Source organism: Pseudoalteromonas sp. CF6-2 (assembly GCF_021729425.1).
Taxonomy (GTDB): Bacteria; Pseudomonadota; Gammaproteobacteria; order Enterobacterales; family Alteromonadaceae; genus Pseudoalteromonas; species Pseudoalteromonas arabiensis.
Window position 1 is genome coordinate 241,407 of the sequence record NZ_CP091443.1, and the last position, 19,579, is coordinate 260,985.

Genomic DNA, 19,579 nt, shown 5'->3' on the forward strand with positions numbered 1-19,579 from the left:
AATACTCTGAGTTAAAGGTTGTTTAGTTCAAAGCTCCAGCGACCATTAAACGCTTGATAAGCGCTCACTTTGGCCTGCAATGAAGCAATGGTTGAATCAACTGCATTTTCTTGCGCTATTAAAACATCCTGTCGAGCATCTAACAACTCTAAGTAAGGAATTTGCCCTTCTTCGTACATTGCTTGTGCTTGACCAAATGCTTTATTCGCATAATTAAAACGCTCGTCAGCGAAGTTTAACTGCTCACTTTGTTTGACTAACCTTTGCAGCGTAAGTTCACTGTCGCTTATCGCTTTTAACACTTTACTTTGGTAATCACTATAAGCCGCTTCACTTAAAAATTGCTGCGCATCACGTTGAGCTAATAATGCAGGATAACTCAGCAATGACCATTCAACTTTTGGCGTCACTTGCCATTGCTGTACGGTATCTTCTAAGCCATTGCTAGTTAAGCTCACTACGCCTGCAAACCCTGCCAGACTAATATCGGGCAAAAGTGCTTTTGAAGCTGCAACACTCAGTGAATAAGCCTGACTAAACTGATACAAGGCACTGGTGATATCGGGTCTCAGTGCCATTGCTTCACTGGCTTTATTAAACGACACACTAAATTCGTGGCTTAATAACTCAGGCTCTTCTATCAATGATATGTCACTTGCGAGTCGCCCTGTCAGTACCGCAAGGGTTGCCAAGTCGCGATATTGCAAATAACTAAGCTCAGGAATAAGGGCTTGTTGCTGCTTTAACTGAGCAAGAGTACGGTTAAGATCAAGCTCATTCGCAACCCCCTCTTCTACTCGGGCTTTGAGCACATCAATACTTTGCTCGAGTGCCTCGATTTGCATCTCAATAATAGCTTGCTTTTGCACATTACCTTGATAGCTTACATAGCCTTGCACTACGGCTGAAACCACTTCAACCTGTAATGCTCTGAGCTGCTCTGCTTGGTTAAGTGCCCCCGCATTGGCAGCATCGACTAACGCGGTAATTCGGCCAAACAAATCAAGCTGCCAGTTTACGTTAACCCCTGCGTTTGATTGGCGCGTAATTACGCCATCTAAACTGCTCCGCTCTGCGCCTACGCTTAGGCTGCCCTGCGGATAATAATCCGCACGGGCTGCACCTAAACGAGCAATGGCTGCATCCAGTTGAAGTTGACTGGTTTTTAAATCGTGATTCATTGCTAATGCATCAGTCACTAAATTGTTTAACTGCGCTGAATCTAAACGACGCCACCAGTTATTTTCGCTCGCACCTTGGTTTTGTTCACCAATTTGTGTATCGCTTACAAATTGTGTCAGGCTCACTTGCTGCGCTTGCATATCGACGCTTTGAGCGCACCCAGCTAATACGCCAGCTAACAGTATTGCACTTAAAACTTTGCCTTGTTTAAAGATTGCATGAAGAGGCTTATGCATCATCTTGCTCCTTCTGCGATTTTTTCGTTACTAACATATAAAACACTGGGGTGAATAATAAGCCAAACACAGTGACACCAATCATGCCTGAGAACACTGCGTTACCCATAGCATGACGCATCTCAGCACCTGCACCTGTTGCTAAAACAAGGGGTACAACACCTGCTGTAAAGGCAATTGATGTCATTAAAATTGGGCGAAGTCGTAAGCGACACGCTTTAATTATGGCTTCAAGGTGAGACATTCCCGTTTTATGCTGATCTCGTGCAAACTCAACCATCAAGATGGCGTTTTTACTTGCTAGCGCAACCAGTACAATTAATGCAATTTGCGTAAAAATATTGTTGTCATCACCGACAAACCACACACCTAACAAGGCAGAGAAAATCGTCATAGGCACTATCAGAATAATCGCAAGTGGTAATCTTAAGCTCTCGTATTGAGCAGCGAGCACCATAAACACAAGCAATACTACCAGTGGGAAAACATACACCATGGTATTACCTGCTAATATTTGCTGATAGGTTACTTCTGTCCACTCAAACTCAATACCATTAGGTAATGTTTCTGCAAGAATTGCTTCAATCGCATGCTGTGCTTGGTCAGAGCTATAACCTGGCGCTGGGCTACCATTTAGTTCAGCTGTAGGGTAACCGTTATAGTGCATTACACGATCTGGTCCTGTTGTTGGCGTGACCGTTAATACAGAACCAAGAGGCACCATCTCACCCATGCGGTTACGCACTTTAAGATTCAAAATTTGCTCTGGATCTTGGCGATAATCAGCATCAGCTTGTGCATTAACCTGATAAGTACGACCAAACAAGTTAAAGTCATTCACATACATCGAACCTAAGTATACTTGTAAGGCATTGAATACTTCATCAAGTGAAATACCTTGAATAAGCGCTTGCTCACGGTCGATATCGATATCCATTTGTGGCACTTGAATTCTAAAGCTTGAGTAAAGTCCCATTAATGCTGGGTCTTGCTGCGCTTTATTAATGGTTGCTTGTAAGCTGTTAAAGAGTGCTTCAAAGCCTTTGTTAGCACGGTCTTCAATTTGCAGTTTAAAGCCACCAGTAGTCCCTAAACCTTGAATTGGCGGTGGCGGAAATACCGCAACAAACGCTTCATCAATAGTCGCAAACTTTTGATTTAACTGCGCCGCAATCGCCATTGCCGACATACTCGGATCTTGACGCTCTTCAAAAGGGGCAAGCGGAGTAAATACAATGCCGCTATTAGGACTATTAGTGAAACCATTCACCGATAAACCAGGAAACGATACTGTGTTTGCAACACCCGGTACTTGTAATGCAATTTTTTCCATTTCTTGCACAACTTCTTGGGTTCTATCTAAGCTTGCCGCATCAGGTAACTGTGCAACAGCCACTAAATATTGTTTATCCTGTTGTGGAATAAAGCCACCCGGTACAGCATCAAATAATTTAACTGTGCCACCCACAAGGGCAACATAAGCAACTAATACAATCACACTCATACGAATCAGTTTTTGCACCAGCTTTTCGTAGCCATTTGCGCCTTTATCAAACAAGCGGTTAAACGGTTTAAATAGCCAGTTGCCAAATACACGGTTTAATAACTTAGTTAAGCGATCTGGTTTTGCATCATGGCCTTTTAATAATAACGCTGATAATGCAGGCGATAGTGTTAACGAGTTAAACGCTGAGATAACCGTTGAAATAGTAATAGTTAACGCAAATTGCTTATAAAATTGACCAGATAACCCCGTAATGAAAGCCGTCGGAATAAATACCGCACACAGCACTAAGGCAATAGCGATAATTGGCCCAGTTACTTCTGTCATGGCGACACGGGTTGCTTCAAGTGGTGATAAACCCTGCTCGATATTACGTTCAACGTTTTCAACTACAACAATGGCATCATCAACAACAATACCAATGGCAAGCACCAAGCCGAATAACGATAAAGTATTGATTGAAACGCCAAGCCATTGCATAACAGCAAACGTACCAATCAAAGATACGGGTACTGCAATAAGCGGGATAACCGATGCACGCCATGTTTGTAAAAACACCACCACAACGATAACTACTAACGCGATTGCTTCAAGTAGTGTTTTGATAACAGCATCGATAGAGCCGCGTACGAAAATGGTTGGATCATAAACTATGTCGTATTCAACGCCTGCCGGAAAGTCTTTTGATAGCTCTTTCATGGTTTCACGCACTTGATCCGAAAGCTCAATCGCATTAGAACCTGGGCGTTGAAATACAGGCATAGCCAAGGCTGGTTGACCATCTAGCATTGCTCTTAGTGCATACGTATCTTGGCCTAACTCAAGGCGTGCAACATCACTTAGGCGTGTAAGCTGACCTTGCTCACCCACTTTGATGATCACATTTTCAAATTCTTCTTGTGAGCTTAAGCGCCCTTTAACATTCATCAGAATTTGAAATTGATTACTTTTCGACGTAGGTTGTGCACCTAAGCTACCCGCAGCAACCTGTTGGTTTTGCGCGCGCAATGCATTTACCACATCCATTGCTGTTAAATCACGTGCCGATAGCGCATCTGGATTTAGCCATACCCGCATTGAGTATTGACCACCACCAAACATGCGTACATCCCCCACCCCAGGAAGACGCGCAATTTGGTCTTTGATATACAGGTCAGCATAATTGGCTAAGTAGGTCGTATCATGGGTCTTTTCAGGTGAGTACAAATGCACCACCATGGTTAAATCTGGTGATGATTTTTCTGCTACAACACCTAAACGCTGCACTTCTTGTGGTAAGCGTGGTAGCGCACTGTTAACACGGTTTTGCACTTGTACTTGCGCACGGTCTAAATCAGTGCCTAACGCAAAGGTTACCGTTAACGTCATACGGCCATCACTGGTTGCTTGCGAAAACATATACAACATGTTTTCTGTACCATTGATTTCTTGCTCAAGCGGCGTTGCCACCGTTTCAGCTATCACCGTCGGGTTTGCACCTGGGTAACTTGCCGTTACAACAACTGTTGGCGGCACCACCTCTGGATACTCACTCACCGGCAATTGAAATAACGAGATTGCCCCTGCGATAAGAAAAATAAGCGACAGCATCGCTGCAAAGATGGGTCGCTGGATAAAAAAGTGTGAAAATTTCATTTTGCCCTACTGTTTAGCAACCAAATCTGAATGATTATTTGAAAGAGTGAACGCAATACCATCGCTATTAATGGTTACTGTGTTTGGTGAAATTGGCATACCAGGACCAACACGCGCAGGGCCATTCACAGCAATCACATCGTTTTCGTTTAGACCCGATGTAATTGCTCGTAAGCTGCCGTAACGCTCACCTACCGTCACTAATTTATATTCAAGAACATTGCCCTCACCCACAGTGAGTACAAAGCGATTTTTTAAATCTGTGCCAATTGATCGCTCTGGCACGATAACTTTTTCACTCACCTTATTGGCTGCAAGCTTAATGCGAGCGAATGACCCCGCGCGAAGTTGATGCTCATCGTTTGCAAACACAGCTCGCACGCGAAGGGTCCCGGTAGTTTGGTTGATTTGGTTATCAATGAAGTTGATTTTGCCGTTAAAGTTAAAGCGAGACTCACCCACCTTTTGCATCACAACCGCTTGTTCACTTTGCGCTGTCACATCAGCAAATGACTGGTTCCAGGTGCGCTCATCAATATCGAAATAAGCATACATTTGCTGGTTTGATACAATGCTTGTTAACACGCTTTGACCTGCAAGCACGTTGTTACCTTTAGTTATATTGGCACGTGATACCACACCATCAATTGGCGAACGTACTTGGGTAAACTCTAAATCAAGTTCAGCGGCTGTAAGCTCGGCCTGTAGTGCTAGTAGCTGCGCTTCGCGTTGTCTGAGTGTTGATTTACGAGACTCAGCTTGCTCAGTTGAAATAGCTTTACGCTCGGTTAAACGCTCTGCGCGTTTAGCTTCGCTTTTAGCTTGCTCCAATGCAGCCTTAGCACTTTCGATTTGTGCTTTTAGGCTATCAACCACTGCTGCAAAAGGACGTGCATCAAGGGTAAATAGTAAATCCCCTTCTTTTACGCTGTCGCCTTCTTTAAAATTAATTTTATCGATAACACCCGAAACACGCGGCATAAGTGCAACTTCTTGTGGCGCTTCTAAACGCGTAGTATAGGTGTGCCAATTTTGTACTGGTTTAACAAGCACTTTTGCTACGTCAATAGGTTGTAAATGGGGTTGCTGCGCTGCTTGGTTGGCTTCTGTACCGCACCCTGCAAGCGTTAAGCTCGCAATGGTCACCGCCACTGCAAGAATAGATTTGTTCATCACGACTCTCCTGTTAATAGATTGGAGGCAATGTTACGGAACTAATTAGCGGATAAAAATGATAGATTTTTAAATTCATTAATGCCAGAATGGCACCAATGAAATTTAAGGAACTGCTATGGACACCACCAGCCGCTTACTTATGTTGCTTGAAGTGATTGAACGAGGCTCATTTGCAAAAGCCGCAGAGTCTAGGAATATAGACCGTTCGGTCATATCAAAACAAATTAGCCGTCTTGAAGATGAATTAGGTGTGCGCTTACTCAATCGAACAACACGTTCTTTTTCGTTGACTGCCGCTGGTGCTGAAATGGTAAAAAAAGCAGCTGAACTTAGAGATTTGTTATCAGATACCGTCAGACTTGCTGAGAATTACCACCAAGAACCCCGTGGTACATTAAAAATTACTTCATCAAGTATTATCGGCAAACGGTATATTCAGCCCGTAATTAATGACTTTCAAAAACGCTTCCCGCAAGTTGAAGTTGAACTTCGTTTAGACGATAGACTGATTGATTTAGTATCTGAAGGCTATGATTTGGCTTTTCGTGTGGGAGAGCCAAAAGACTCATCATTTATAGCTCGGAAAATTGCCCGCAACCGGATGTTACTACTAGCCTCACCTGAGTTTATTGAAACTTACGGCATGCCAAAGCATGTTGAGGATTTAAAAGAGCTGCCAGCTGCCAGCTATTCAAGTCCAAGTAAACGCGTTAGCGGTATTCGCTATCGCGATGCCAATGGTGATATTGTTGAGCAAAACATTAAAAGTGTCTTTCGCGCTAACGATGCCGAAGTACTTTTAATGAAAGCCATCTCAGGTAATGCTTATGTGCTTGCACCTGCATTTATTCTTGATGATGAAGTAAAACGTGGTGATTTAGTGCCTATTTTGACCGATATGGAATTACTCGATTACAGCGCTGTATACGCGGTTTACCCGCACAGGGATTTGCCAGTAAGAACGCGGCTATTCTTTGATGCGATGCGTGAATTCATCGGTAAAGATATCCCTATCTGGGAAGCGAATATTCCAGAGTTTGATAGCATGTACAAAGGCAGTACGTAGAATCTTAACTCGCTTTATCACACTTAGGGGCTTGCTGATTTAACTCATAGGCCGTTACAACCCTGTTTCGCCCCTGCTTTTTTGCCTGATACAGTGCATCGTCTGCACGTTTTATAAAGTTTTTAAGTGTTTGGTTTGGCATATAACAAGCAACACCAATACTAATTGTTAGGTTTATCGCTTGCTCATCAATAGTGTGGATAGTTGTCGATAAATTCTCTCTAAGCATGTCCGCAAACTCATACGCGCTTTGTGGATCGGTGTGGGGAAGGAATATAGCAAACTCTTCTCCACCAATACGGAAGATAACGTTTTTATTGATTCGCTCAGCAAAAAAGGCCGTAACATTAATTAACACACGGTCACCGACTCCATGGCCAAACTGATCGTTTATTTTTTTAAAATAATCGATATCGATCATTAATACATATGTACCAGGCTTATTAGCCAAGTCCACTTCAAAGTAGTGAGTCATTGCTAAGCGGTTACCAGCCCCTGTGAGTGGGTCTAAAAGTGCTAGATTTTCCAGTCGTTTTCCGTACTCCGCCCGACTATTTTCAAACGTATGAGAAACAGCCCAAATACTAATGTAAGTAAACGAAAAATTAAGTAGAAAATTAACCGTATGTAAAGGCGCTAAGCTTTGCTTTGTACCGAGAATAAAGGCTTGAACCACTGCTACTATGAGCGAAAATACAACGCCATATTGTTTACCTAGCAACAAGTAAAATAAAATTGGCAATGAGCATGTCCAAATGAACAACAAGCTTTTAATATTACTAAGGTAAGTACCCAGTGTAACTAGGATTGTTAGGAACACACACAAGCTAAGTGATTGCCATAAATGGGCTGTGCGTTTACGCGTGTACAGGTAGGTGTGAAAACAAAATACCGCAAAACCAACTTCTAAAATACCAAGAAAGTAAAAGTGGTTCATAAATAGATTAAAAAAGGCGAAAATGCTTGCAAGGATCCCCAAACAAAATCCCATCCATTTAAGAACGTTATTTCGTAAAGCTTGAGTGCCACGCAATGCGCCAATATCCATTATTAATCTCATAAACTGTGTGATTGGCTAATTTTAACGCGAAACCAGTATTTTCGGAACATTTTTATTTATTGCAATAATCTATACCATCAACTAGTCAATAAAGAGTGATGATTATGAAAAAGAGCTACCGAATAGCTTAGCAAATATTTATGGCATTCCTTGTTGCATCAGCTCACTAAATAGGTTTGCCAGTAAACACTAAACTACTTTAACTGGATGCAATGAAGGTTTAATCATCAATTAAATCGCTCACTTCTTCAATTAACTCATCAAACTCTTCATCAATGTTACGTCGTTGCTTCGCTGTGAGAGTGGCCTTTAATGCAACAAGCAGCTTCACATAATTATCAAGATTTTCATCATCAGCCTTAATTAGCGCTTCACTCATATACAGGCTACGGTTATTAATTATCACCGCTAGGGCTTGGTCAAAATCTTCTGGTTTACTCTCTGCTGTAAAGAGTTTTTTTAGTGCATCCAAACGTGTTTGCTTATACTCAAGCCAGAGTAACGAGGTTTCAATTCGATCGTTGGTCGCTGTTTCAATTAGCTCTTTTTGTTCATTGGACAGTGTTCCGAGCCATTCTTTATAATTTTCAAGCTCCTCCTCTAAACGTTTCTTTTTATGTTCAGCAGGTGTTTTCTTTTGATATTCTTCGTACTCATCGTCAATGGATGCTTGGATAGCAGCAACAAATTCAGTGCGCTGTTCTATCGACAGCGAGTTTGCTAAATTGATCAGATCAGGTTCAAGCTTTTCGACTAACGTTTGCCAATGTTGTTTAGCTTGCAGGAAATGCTTTTTTAACTGTTGTTGATTAACATCAACATCAAGCATCGCCTTTAAACTCTCTAAATCTTTTTTGTATAAAGGCAACTGAGTTTCCCTGTGCCAATCTCGACTAGTTTTAACTATTTGCTTAAACTTGTCTGACTGCTCGGAGTTTAGGTCAACATAATCATCAATCCAAAAACCTGATAACCAGCCAAGATTGTTGTATGTGAAGCTTGGGGAGCAACCTAACGTGCCCATAACCAAACATAAGATAATGAGATTTTTTAATAAATTTTTCATAGGGCTTTTTCTAAACTTTGTTCTTAATTAGCACTTTAGCAAGTTAACGAGCTGTGTAAATATTATTCACTCAGTCTAAATGAAATTAATTGTCATTTAACTATTGACGAACACTTAAATCTAAGTAACAATCATTATCAACAACTTGGCTCACTTCGAAGTTCTCACAGCAAAATCAATGTCTATAAAGGATTGGTATTGACTCGCCAAGTTTGTTCAAGCTGTAACACTTGATTGTAAGTTGCTTCCTCGACCCAAGCATCGACATAAAACGTTACACTTTACTTGCTACATTGCTCATATCGGTGACGGTAGATATGACACGAAAAAGCCCGCAATGGGCTTTTTTTATTTCTTTAATTTTTCTGTAAAATCTGTATCTTAGGCCTACTTAGAATTTTTAAAGCTTGCCATTGCTGTTAAATTAGGCAATTGAGGTGGTTAGGTCTAAACTAAAAGTGATGTTTCGCCCTTTACTACGATGGCAATGCAATTATCAATAAAAGTTGATATTTAAACTCATTTGGAGGCCGACTATGTTCAAGCCTAATTTAAAATCACTCATACTTTGTAGTGCTCTCATTATTTCACCTTTAGCAACAAGTGCTAGTTTCGAAGACGCCCAATTAGCTGCGAACGAGGGGCGATTTGAAGAGGCTCTTCAAACGTATAATTACATGGCTGATAGAGGTTATGCCCCTGCTATGTATGAACTTGGTAAGTTATATGAAGGTGGTTTTGGTGTTAGACGTGACTACCATAAGGCCGCTGAGTTGTATCAAAAAGCGGTTAAGAAAATTCATGCTGATTCTATGTTTGCCCTTGGCGTACTCTACCAAGAAGGCAAAGGTGTAAAGCTCGATAAAGAAAAAGCAATTTCACTTTTTGAAATGGCGGCACAAAAGAATCACCCCGCAGCACAGTACAATTTAGGTGTGATGTACGCGAATGGCGAAGGTGTATTACAAGATTACCGTACTGCCATGAGTTGGTATCAAAAAGCAGCCGCAAATAACTTTTCGTTGGCGCAGTTTAATATGGCACTGATGTATTATGATGGCTTAGGCGTCCCTAAGAACCTAGAAAAATCATATATCTGGAATACAATTGCTGAATACAACGGCAATATGGATGCAAGTCATAGTCGTAAACTAGACGAGCGAAACATGATGCCGGCAGAGATTGAAGCAGCTAAAGAAAAGGCTGATGCTATTTACGCTAAAATTCAGGCAGGTCTTTATGCGCCTGATGGCCGCCTGTAGTGTCAGGTACTTGCGTCTACTGGCGCAAGTACATCCATTTTAATAGCTTAATTAATAATTTATTTTGTTTTAAAAGCATTGATGTACGCGGATTAAACTTCCCTGACACCAGTGTATTACGAGCGTGGCTAAAAGTCTTAAACCCCTCTATGCCATGATAATGCCCCATTCCAGACTCCCCAATACCGCCGAACGGAAGTTGATCCGCTGTTACCTGCATCAAAACATCATTAATCGCAAGTGTGCCACTTCGAATTGCCGCACTAAGATCAGAAATTACAGTCGAGTCATGACCAAAAATATACAAAGCAAGTGGATGCGGACGACTATTAATATAAGTGGTTACTTGACTAAGAGAGTCATAGCTCATAATTGGTAATATCGGTCCGAAAATTTCCTCTTGCATGACTTTCATATCATCACTTACTTGAGTGAGAATATGCAAACCCATTCGGTGCTTGAGTTCGTCAGCTGTATTCTCTTCATAAGCTGTAAACAATTGTGCGTCCTTTGACTGTGCGTCTTCTACATAGCCAGATAGTCGTTCATAATGTGCGCTAGAGATTATCGAGGTTAGGTTTTTTCCTTCAACACCTTGCTGATAATGTTGTTTATAAAGCTCACAAAGCTGCTGAATAAGTTGGTGCTCTAGGTTTTTTGGAACAAATACATAATCAGGTGCAACACATATTTGACCTGCATTATTAAGTTTGCCAAATAATAATGTGCGAGCAACGGCTTTAATATTCACATCATCAAGCACAACAACGGGAGATTTACCTCCTAGTTCAAGGGTCACAGGGGTTAAGTGCTGACTTGCCGATTGCATCACTTTACGACCAACCGAGGTTGACCCCGTGAACAGCAGATGTGCAAACGGTATGTCACTAAATGCGGCGGCAATGTCAGGGCCCCCTTCGATGACAACACAATGGTTTGCAAGCTCATCTTTGAATATTTCTGTTAACTGCGCATTGGTATGAGGGGTAAACTCGCTGAGTTTTAGCATAACCCGATTACCAGCCGCTAAAGCGCTAATAACAGGCACAAGGGATAACTGAATAGGGTAATTCCAAGGCGCTATAACACCCACAACCCCTTTAGGTTGATATTGGATGTGGGCATGTGAAGGCCATAAGCTGATCCCAACAGAGCGAGATTCGTTACGTGTCCACTTGGGTAAACGCTTTATGGTATCAGAAATAGCTTTAACTGTCGGGAGTAAATCTCCGAGTACAGTATCAAAACTTGTTCGATAGCCAAAGTCTTTACTCACAGCAGCAACAAGCTGTTGCTCATTCTCAATCAACCTCTTTTTAATCGTTTTTAAGAGGTTTATACGTGTCTGTATTGGCAGGAAAGGTTGAGATAAAAAAGCGTTATTCAGCTGCTCGAATTGATTAATCAACCCCATTTGAGTATTCGTCAAAATTGAACCCCTTAAAAGATTAAGTTCAGACTATAACCTTCTATAATTCTGTGGGCAATATTACACATTGAAAAACAGCACCCAGTTGGGTGCTGTTGATTGGTTGGATGGTTGGTTTAAACGCTGACTGATCAGAAGCCGAAAACAGCAGCTACAAGGGTCATTGTCACTATAGTGATCATCGCGATGGCGATAATATTCAGTGCAAAACCAGAGCGGATCATGTCACGCATTTGAATTTGCCCAGAGCCAAACACAATGGCATTTGGTGGCGTTGCTACAGGCATCATAAATGCACAACTACACGCAATTGCCGCAGGAATAACCCAAACAAGTGGCGTACCAAATACTGATTCAGCAACCGGGCCTAACAGTGGCAAGAAGCCTGCAGCTGTGGCCGTATTGCTGGTAATCTCTGTTAAGAAAGTAATTAACGCGGTTACAGCTAATACGCTCAGTACCAGAGGTATAGCACTAGCACCTTCAATCATATGCGCTATGTATTCAGCTAAGCCTGATGACTTTATTTGTGCCGCCAATGTTAAACCACCACCGAACAGTAATAAAACACCCCACGGTACTTTCGCTGCACTTTCCCAATCAAGGATACGCTCACCGTCGCCTTTATTAGCAGGTAGTACGAATAACAGCAGCGCAGCTGCAATAGCAATCCCAGTGTCTGATACATTTAATCCTGAGTAATCAGCGATCAAAGGTCTGAAGATCCAGCAAATAGCTGCTAAAGCAAATACCAGGGCAACGCCCTTCTCTGCACGCTGCATTGCTCCCAGCTCTTGAAGCTGAGACAAAAAGAGTGATTTAGTGTCCTTACTGGCCGCTTTTGCACATTGTGTATCTACTTTATAGGCAAATTTAGTCAACCACACCCAGCATAAAATAAGCATAAAGGTCGCAAGGGGTACACCGACTTTCATCCACTCGGCAAAGCCAATATCTATCTTGTAGCTGTCTGACAAATAGGCAGCCATTAATGCATTTGGCGGGGTACCAATAAGTGTTGCAATACCACCAATACTTGCACCATAAGCGATGGATAATAATAATGCTTTACCAAATTGGTCATTTTCTGGGTTTGACTGCTTAACCAACATAGTAATCGACATCGCAATCGGTAACATCATCACTGCTGTCGCTGTATTAGACATCCACATTGATAAGAAAGCCGTTACTAACATCATGGCTAAAATTTGTAGACTTGGCTTAGTCCCTGCACGAAGCATAGTGTTAAGTGCAATACGCTTATGTAGACCCCAACGCTCCATCGCGATTGAGATCAAAAAGCCGCCTAAGAATAAAAAGATCAAAGGGTGTGCATAAGGTGCTGCGACGCCTTTGATTGCAGCAATATCAGCAAGAGGAGATATAACAAGAGGCAATAAAGATGTTGCGGGAATTGGCACAACCTCACTCACCCACCAAGAAGCCATCCAAAAAGCAAGGCCTGCCGTTCTTAAAGCTGGTACACTCATACCAGCAGGTGGCTCAATAAAGCACGTTAACAGCATCACCAATGGGCCTAGTAATAACATTACTGTGCTCATTAATGGGCGTGGCTGTGTACCATCTTTTGTTTGATTAACTAATGACATACTAACTCCTAGAACTTGTATTTAAGACCAAGCGCAATACTGTTGTCTGATTCAAGTTCAAGATCTAAATCAGTGTAAAATAAGTAAGCCGTAGTTTGTTTATCAAATACGTAGTCAAGTCCCGCTGTCCATTGCTTGCCCTCTTCTGCATGACGGATTTTAGAGTCATCTTTCACGTATTGAAGCTTTGGTACCCACTTATCAATGGTGTAACTAGCACTGAGTGCATAACCATTCCCTTCTTTTATGCCATCGGTAGATTCACTGCGTTGAAATAAGCCGCCCAGTTGCAAATTGTCATACTTCCAAGTTGCAACAACTCGACTTGCCGTTAATTTATTTAACGCATCAACATGGCTTATAGCAACATAGTATGTTTTTGATTTTAATGCACGGTCACCATAAATAATAGTTGCAGCAAAACCAGCCTCATCATTACTGCTATCATCTTTAGGTGCATAAGTAAGTGCTAAAGATGCACCACCATAGGTCTTAGAACTGTAGGTAATTGTGTCGCCAATACGATCTTGACCTGGAATGAGCTGTGCGATATCTGCTTGGGTTTCGTTAAAACCGTCTATTTTACCTTCTGAGTATTTAAAACGAGTATCATTACGACCAACAACCACTTCACCAAAATTACCTGCAAGACCTAAGTAGGTATTACGCGCTGAAAATGGTTCGTCAGTATCATCATGCTCAAAACCCTTTACTTGTACTTCATATTTGAAAACTGCTTTCAGGGATTCTGTTAGTTTATGACTACCTTTAATACCAATTCGAGAAAATGGTGCTTCAATTTGAGTACCTTCATCGACGTATCGCATAACACCAGTATCAGTGTTTGCTATTTGGACTTCCGCTTTACCGTATATTGCATAATCAGCGGCAAATGCTGAGCTGGCAAAACAGGCTATTGCTACACCCGCCGCAAGGTGTGTTTTTGTTTGAGTTAATATTGTTGTCATTATGTGCCCCCTGTTATTAGGTTCAAATTGTTGTTCCTAACAACAGAGGCAAATTGGTTGCCAACTCAAATTATTAAATTAAATACCTTTTATAACAGTGCAGTGTCACTATTTAATCAATTTAAAAGACGAAAAATGTGCGGTTTCCCACACAATTAAAACGCTTATTTGTCACCAAACCCACACTAATCTTTAAACATATCGCGGTTGATTCCATATTTTGCCATCTTGTCATAAAGAGTTTTGCGCGCAATCTGCAAGGTTGCCATGGTATTTTTGATACTCGCGTTGTTTCGCTCTAGCGCATCTTCAATTAATGATTGTTCATAAAAACTGACTTTTTCCGCTAAGCTTAAATCTTGTGCGAGTTCATTATCATTATTATTTTGATTATAAGAGGCAAATGCTAAATCAGAGCCGAGTAACACTGCACGTTCAGCTTGGTTTCTAAGTTCTCGAACATTCCCTGGCCAATCATAAGCGAGCAGCCGCTGTTTAGCCTCGGTGCTAAGTGGTGCGGGCGGCTTATGAAACCGTGTCGCAGCAATCGAGCTAAAGTGCTTAAACAATAATGGAATATCGGCCTTTCTATCCCTAAGAGCTGGAATACTCACTTTAACTAAATTTAAGCGATAATATAAATCGGCTCTAAAATCGCCTGTTTCAACCAGTTTTAACAAATCAACTTTGGTTGCTGCGACAATACGCACATCAAGATCGATTGCATGATTATCACCAACCGGAGTCACTTTCCTTTCTTCAAGAACACGAAGTAATTTAACTTGTAAGCTTGCCGGTGTTGATTCGATTTCATCTAAAAAAACAGTGCCACCTTTAGCAAATTCAAACTTACCTTGGCGAGACTGAGTCGCGCCTGTGTACGCGCCACTGGCTGCACCAAATAACTCACTCTCGATTAATTGCTCTGGAATAGCACCACAGTTAATAGCAACAAAATTAGCACTAGAACGATTACTTTGATCATGTAAGTAACGGGCCACAAGCTCTTTCCCTGTTCCTGTTTCTCCCTCTATTAATACATCTGCGGGTGTATCAATCACGGCATTAAGTAAATGCATCATTTGCTGCATTTGTTCGGTTTCACCTAAAATACGCACACCTGGCGCGGATGTTTTTTCGACTGCAAGTTTTAATGCGCGATTTTCCATCACTAAAGCACGCTTTTCACAGGCTCTAGCAATACAGTCAAGCAGTTGCTCCGTGAGTGGCTTTTCAAATAAGTCATAGGCGCCAAGTTGCATTGCTTTTACAGCAACAGAGACATCAGCATAACCCGTTAAAAAGATAACGGGTAATTCGCTGTCAAATGCCCTTACTTGTTCAAGAAAAGCCAAACCGTCCATTTTCGGCATATTAATGTCACTTAAAACAACTCCCTCAAAGCGGCGACTTAACTTTGTTAAAGCACTCACAGGTTCATTAAAACATTGCACTTGATAGCCTTCAATTTCCAGTAGTTGCTTTAATGAATCTCGAATCATGGCCTCATCATCAATAACAATGACTTGCTTACAAGCCCCCGTAACTAAGCTCATTGTGTTTCCTTATTCGTTTGCAATGTAATAATAAATTGGGCACCACCAGCAGGCCGGTTATGAGCACTTAAGCGGCCATTAAATGAGTCGATAATTTGCCGTGAAATTGATAAACCCAGCCCTAAACCATTACTCGTCTTGGTGCTGTAAAATGGCTCAAAAATATTGCCTAAAGCATGCTGATCAATCCCTGGCCCCGTATCTAATATTGATAATTTCACACGATTATCAAATAACTCCAATTCGAAACTTAACTCTCGCTGTTCACACTCAGACATAGCTTGACTGGCATTGGTTATTACGTTCACCAAAACTTGCTCGAACTTAACGCTATCGACCAAAACGCTAATGTGCTCATCTATGTTTGCGTTTTTAATAGTAACGGCGTCTTGCTTAAGTTGCGCGCTGGCGATCATCAAGGCATTTTTTAACATCTGGGCGAGGCTATGTTGGCGTAACTGAGTCTGTGATGGCTTACTAAAGTGCTTAAGTTGTGCCACAATTTTATGTACGCGCTCAATTAATGACTGAACTAAAACGAGGTTTTCGCCAGCCCGCGCTATATCGCCTTTTCCAAGCAGCCGCTTGGCACTGACTAAATAAGTGCTCATTGCGCTAAGTGGCTGGTTTATCTCATGGTTTATGCCTGCACTTAACTGCCCTATCGTAGCAAGCTTAGCCGTTTGAATAAGCGCCTTTTGCGCTTTCTCTAATGCTTGGGTTCGTTCAATGACTTCTTGCTCCAAGCTATGACGAGAAAAAAGTAACTTCTTATAACCTGCAAACCTCACCATCGACATATGAATTAACGCTGCAAGTACAACATAAAATAAACAAAACCATAAAAGTCTGGGGATTTGTGCGGCTGATAAATGGCTTATATCAACCAATACAGTCGCTTTTGCTTGGATAATATCGATATTTTGGGATGCAGCAACAAAGCTTGCATGTTTGTCGTTAAGTACAATTCGCTGTAATGCAATATTTTCGCTAAGCGCTTGCCCTGAATAAGCTAATCTTTTGGGAATGTGTGATAAATACCGTCTTGAATCAATGAGATTCGCCATCGCCTGTTCATTTAACCTGTTCAACGAAGTCAAACGCCAACTTGCCACATCTGACATTACAATGACGCTATCGGGCAAGGAAATATAAAAATGTGTGCTTTGAGATGTATTTAATAGTTGGCGGTCTTGTTCAAACTTTTTTGCATTGACTTTTAAACTGACAACGGCAATGACTTTGCCATCTTCAATCACAGGTTCCGAAAAATAAAAGCCTCGTTCACTGGAACGCATTCCAAGGGCAAAGTAGGCTACTTTTTGTTTGTTTTTAGCTAAATAAAAGTACGGCCTAAACGCAAAGTTACTTCCTAAAAAGGTATAGTCAACTTGCCAATTACTACTTGCGATGACTGAGCCTGTTAAGTCCATTAAATAAACATCAGAGGCTCCGCTGGCTTTTTGAATATCTTCGAGGTAATAATTAACCGCTTGCTCGCCAATTTTTTTATTCGAAACAAACGATTTAACTAAGTTATTTGCGCTAACAAGAGAGGGAATCGTTGCAAAGCGAGCCAGTTCACTTGAAAAGTAATGGCTTAATTGTGAGGCTTGAACAGCACTTTGCTGCTTGGCTTTATCAAAATCGTGTTGTCTACCAAAGTAAAAAACAAGTACTAACAAGCACACCAACAGCGCAACAGCGCCCACTAATTTTTTACTTAACGATGACATTGTGACCTTAAGTCATAACACTACTAGAATTTAACTTGGTAGTGTAACGATAATTCTTCGGTTGTTCCAGCCACAGCACCACTGGCAACGCGAGGGTCAAAAACATCATAGCGTTTGCCAAATAAATTCTCAGCTTTTAAGGCTAAATGGCTTTTATCCGTTAACTGCCATTTGATACTTCCACCTAGCAAACTATATGCTGATTGTTTAAAGTAATCGCCATTTTCAGCACTTACCTCTACTGTATCACGCCAAATTACATTTAAATTGATTTGCCAGTTATCAAAAAGGTTGTAGCTTGTAATTAAACTAGCAAATCGCTTAAAGCTAGAGTTAATAGGATCATGGAAGTACTGCGTGTAAGTTCCAGACAAGCGCAGGCTCTCATCAATTTGCCATACACCATCTAGCTCAACACCACTATTTTGTGTATTAAATGAGTTAGCAAAGGTAAAGAAAGCCTCACTTCCTTCGTAAGGTTCTACGTTTACAAAGTCATTTAATTCGTTGTAGAACAAAACCGTATTCAGTTGTAATTTGTCAGTTTCGTAATGCCAAACAAGTTCTGTTGTTTTTACTTGCTCGGAGTCAAGAGACGGATTACCAATGGTCACGTTGTCATTTGAAAATAACTCATTAGTGACAGGCGTCCTAAACGACTCGCCATATTGAACTTTTAATGTATGTTGGGGATTAATAATAAGTATACTTGCTAAGCGCGGTGATAATTTACTATCAATGTTGTTAACGTTGTCGTAACGTGCCCCAACAAAAAACGTGAACATCTCAGAGTAAGGAATTTTTACCTGCCCATAGGCACTGTACGTCTCAAAAGTATATTTCAACGAATCAAATTCAGGAAAATCCAATACAGTAACGATGCCTTGTTGGTAATACTCAGGCGCAACTATAACTTGCTCAGACTGGCTATCATAATAAGTTGTTCTAACACCCGCCTCTATCTGCTCTGCTTGGGCATATTCTAAACCGGCTACTAGCTGCCATTGATTATCAAATTGGTAGTTTAGTTCTGTGTCAAACTTCGTGTCTGTTGTTTGCCATTCAGGGCCGAGTAAAAAATCGGGTATATCAGAGAAAGTGGCAATTAAACCGGCACTTGAAATAGCATGTTCCGTGTATGAAAGGTGACTATCTACAGTTAGGTTATCGCTTTCGAACCATGTGTAGTTAACACCTAAAAACTGATTATCGCTTGTGTGCTGGTTTTGAGATGAGTAACCTGCAAGATTTAAAAACTCATCCAATTTTGTTTTGTTGTATCGCGCACGCAGTTCAAGTTGGTCAACATCAAGCCCTGCTTCAAAATAAACTGCTTGTAAGGGGTCTCGTACTCCTTGAGCGTACTTTTCGCCATCTTTCTGGTCATAAGAAAGTGAAAAGAATGCAGATATTTGTTCGTTAAATTGCCTATGGAACTGCCCAGTAAGCCCAATACGCCCGTTACTACCTGCCAGTACGTTGAGTGAATTACGCTCTTGACTGGTGACAATATTCATCACTCCAAGGAACGCATTACTGCCGTACAAAGCCGAGCCAGGGCCTCTTATAAACTCAATTTTTTCAATGATATCAATAGGGATATATGGCATGTAAACAGATGCTTTACCAAATGATGATTCATTGACTCGCTCTCCATTGATCATCACTAAGACATTGCCATTATCTAAATAGACACCGCGGGCATGTTCTTTAGGAACCGCCCCAACCCAGTCTCCCCGTGTTGATTGCATACCAGGCACAAAATTCATCACCTCATAGGCATTATCAACTCCTAAAGCCTGTATTTGATTGCGGGTAAACACACTCATTGTAGAAGGGACAGAAGAAAGGGTTTCATTTGTTTTACTGGCAATATCAACCTGAACATTGAGTAAATCCTCAAAGCTTAGATTAAATAAATCTTGCTCAATATTCACCATTTCAGCAGTAGAAGCGGCCGAATACAAAAAGAGCGAGAGAATTGCTGAACATCTTAAAAACATTTGCTGCGTAAGACCTGTATCAAAGCAACGTGCTGACATGCAACACACCATTTACACTATTAATACAAAAGATAGACACGCTTGCAATAT

13 protein-coding genes are annotated in these 19,579 nt (G+C 41.3%); 2 read left to right on the top strand and 11 right to left on the bottom strand.

The genetic code is table 11. The features are described 5' to 3' along the window. Positions 1–11: 11 nt before the first annotated feature. Genes L3Q70_RS17800 through L3Q70_RS17810 form a run of 3 tightly spaced genes read right to left on the bottom strand, consistent with a single transcriptional unit; the run spans position 12 to position 5,730 of the window. Positions 12–1,418, bottom strand: coding sequence for a TolC family protein (locus tag L3Q70_RS17800; protein ID WP_237115701.1), 1,407 nt, complete (start codon positions 1,416–1,418; stop codon positions 12–14). Further along, positions 1,411–4,557 (bottom strand): multidrug efflux RND transporter permease subunit, encoded by a 3,147-nt coding sequence (locus L3Q70_RS17805; RefSeq protein WP_237115611.1) that lies wholly within the window; start codon positions 4,555–4,557, stop codon positions 1,411–1,413. The genes L3Q70_RS17800 and L3Q70_RS17805 overlap by 8 nt, the downstream gene beginning before the upstream one ends. 6 nt (positions 4,558–4,563) lie before the next feature. After that, complete coding sequence (locus L3Q70_RS17810; RefSeq protein ID WP_237115612.1) at positions 4,564–5,730, bottom strand: efflux RND transporter periplasmic adaptor subunit; 1,167 nt, start codon at positions 5,728–5,730, stop codon at positions 4,564–4,566. 118 nt (positions 5,731–5,848) lie between these two features. Here L3Q70_RS17810 and L3Q70_RS17815 point away from each other — a divergent pair, with 118 nt between their 5' ends. After that, a complete protein-coding gene (locus L3Q70_RS17815) occupies positions 5,849–6,799 on the top strand; it encodes a LysR family transcriptional regulator (protein WP_237115613.1) in 951 nt (316 codons plus the stop codon). 4 nt (positions 6,800–6,803) lie between these two features. Here L3Q70_RS17815 and L3Q70_RS17820 read toward each other — a convergent pair whose 3' ends face one another. Together L3Q70_RS17820 and L3Q70_RS17825 are read right to left on the bottom strand one after the other, a co-directional pair. Next, a complete protein-coding gene (locus L3Q70_RS17820; RefSeq protein ID WP_237115614.1) occupies positions 6,804–7,859 on the bottom strand; it encodes a GGDEF domain-containing protein in 1,056 nt (351 codons plus the stop codon). A 220-nt stretch (positions 7,860–8,079) separates the two neighbouring features. After that, positions 8,080–8,925, bottom strand: a complete 846-nt coding sequence (locus L3Q70_RS17825) for a DUF6279 family lipoprotein (protein ID WP_062567960.1) — start codon at positions 8,923–8,925, stop codon at positions 8,080–8,082. A gap of 536 nt (positions 8,926–9,461) precedes the next feature. On the opposite strand from L3Q70_RS17825, the gene L3Q70_RS17830 reads away from it, so the two are divergent. Beyond that, entirely contained in the window at positions 9,462–10,187 is a 726-nt protein-coding gene (locus L3Q70_RS17830; protein ID WP_062567961.1) for a tetratricopeptide repeat protein, read from the top strand. Positions 10,188–10,203: 16 nt separating this feature from the next. Here L3Q70_RS17830 and L3Q70_RS17835 read toward each other — a convergent pair whose 3' ends face one another. The 6 genes from L3Q70_RS17835 to L3Q70_RS17860 form a co-directional block, all read right to left on the bottom strand. After that, complete coding sequence (locus L3Q70_RS17835) at positions 10,204–11,601, bottom strand: coniferyl aldehyde dehydrogenase (protein ID WP_237115702.1); 1,398 nt, start codon at positions 11,599–11,601, stop codon at positions 10,204–10,206. Between the two features lie 146 nt (positions 11,602–11,747). Beyond that, entirely contained in the window at positions 11,748–13,178 is a 1,431-nt protein-coding gene (locus tag L3Q70_RS17840) for an SLC13 family permease (RefSeq protein WP_267145292.1), read from the bottom strand. 56 nt (positions 13,179–13,234) lie between these two features. After that, a complete protein-coding gene (locus tag L3Q70_RS17845; protein ID WP_237115615.1) occupies positions 13,235–14,194 on the bottom strand; it encodes a porin in 960 nt (319 codons plus the stop codon). Between the two features lie 185 nt (positions 14,195–14,379). After that, positions 14,380–15,750 (bottom strand): sigma-54 dependent transcriptional regulator, encoded by a 1,371-nt coding sequence (locus tag L3Q70_RS17850; protein WP_062567964.1) that lies wholly within the window; start codon positions 15,748–15,750, stop codon positions 14,380–14,382. Continuing rightward, positions 15,747–17,486 carry an ATP-binding protein gene (locus L3Q70_RS17855; RefSeq protein ID WP_237115616.1) on the bottom strand — a complete coding sequence of 580 codons (1,740 nt, stop codon included), beginning with the start codon at positions 17,484–17,486 and terminating at the stop codon, positions 15,747–15,749. The genes L3Q70_RS17850 and L3Q70_RS17855 overlap by 4 nt, the downstream gene beginning before the upstream one ends. A 23-nt stretch (positions 17,487–17,509) precedes the next feature. Further along, positions 17,510–19,528: a TonB-dependent receptor gene (locus L3Q70_RS17860; RefSeq protein WP_237115617.1), complete on the bottom strand. Its 2,019-nt coding sequence runs from the start codon at positions 19,526–19,528 to the stop codon at positions 17,510–17,512. Positions 19,529–19,579: the final 51 nt, after the last annotated feature.

Bases quoted from the DNA above. Each gene is read 5' to 3' on its own strand.
- L3Q70_RS17825 (WP_062567960.1), bottom strand. From the start codon at position 8,925: ATGAAAAATTTATTAAAAAATCTCATTATCTTATGTTTGGTTATGGGC.
- L3Q70_RS17815 (WP_237115613.1), top strand. From the start codon at position 5,849: ATGGACACCACCAGCCGCTTACTTATGTTGCTTGAAGTGATTGAACGA.
- L3Q70_RS17800 (WP_237115701.1), bottom strand. From the start codon at position 1,418: ATGCATAAGCCTCTTCATGCAATCTTTAAACAAGGCAAAGTTTTAAGT.
- L3Q70_RS17860 (WP_237115617.1), bottom strand. From the start codon at position 19,528: ATGTCAGCACGTTGCTTTGATACAGGTCTTACGCAGCAAATGTTTTTA.
- L3Q70_RS17845 (WP_237115615.1), bottom strand. From the start codon at position 14,194: ATGACAACAATATTAACTCAAACAAAAACACACCTTGCGGCGGGTGTA.
- L3Q70_RS17840 (WP_267145292.1), bottom strand. From the start codon at position 13,178: ATGAGCACAGTAATGTTATTACTAGGCCCATTGGTGATGCTGTTAACG.
- L3Q70_RS17810 (WP_237115612.1), bottom strand. From the start codon at position 5,730: ATGAACAAATCTATTCTTGCAGTGGCGGTGACCATTGCGAGCTTAACG.
- L3Q70_RS17835 (WP_237115702.1), bottom strand. From the start codon at position 11,601: ATGGGGTTGATTAATCAATTCGAGCAGCTGAATAACGCTTTTTTATCT.
- L3Q70_RS17805 (WP_237115611.1), bottom strand. From the start codon at position 4,557: ATGAAATTTTCACACTTTTTTATCCAGCGACCCATCTTTGCAGCGATG.
- L3Q70_RS17830 (WP_062567961.1), top strand. From the start codon at position 9,462: ATGTTCAAGCCTAATTTAAAATCACTCATACTTTGTAGTGCTCTCATT.
- L3Q70_RS17855 (WP_237115616.1), bottom strand. From the start codon at position 17,486: ATGTCATCGTTAAGTAAAAAATTAGTGGGCGCTGTTGCGCTGTTGGTG.
- L3Q70_RS17850 (WP_062567964.1), bottom strand. From the start codon at position 15,750: ATGAGCTTAGTTACGGGGGCTTGTAAGCAAGTCATTGTTATTGATGAT.
- L3Q70_RS17820 (WP_237115614.1), bottom strand. From the start codon at position 7,859: ATGAGATTAATAATGGATATTGGCGCATTGCGTGGCACTCAAGCTTTA.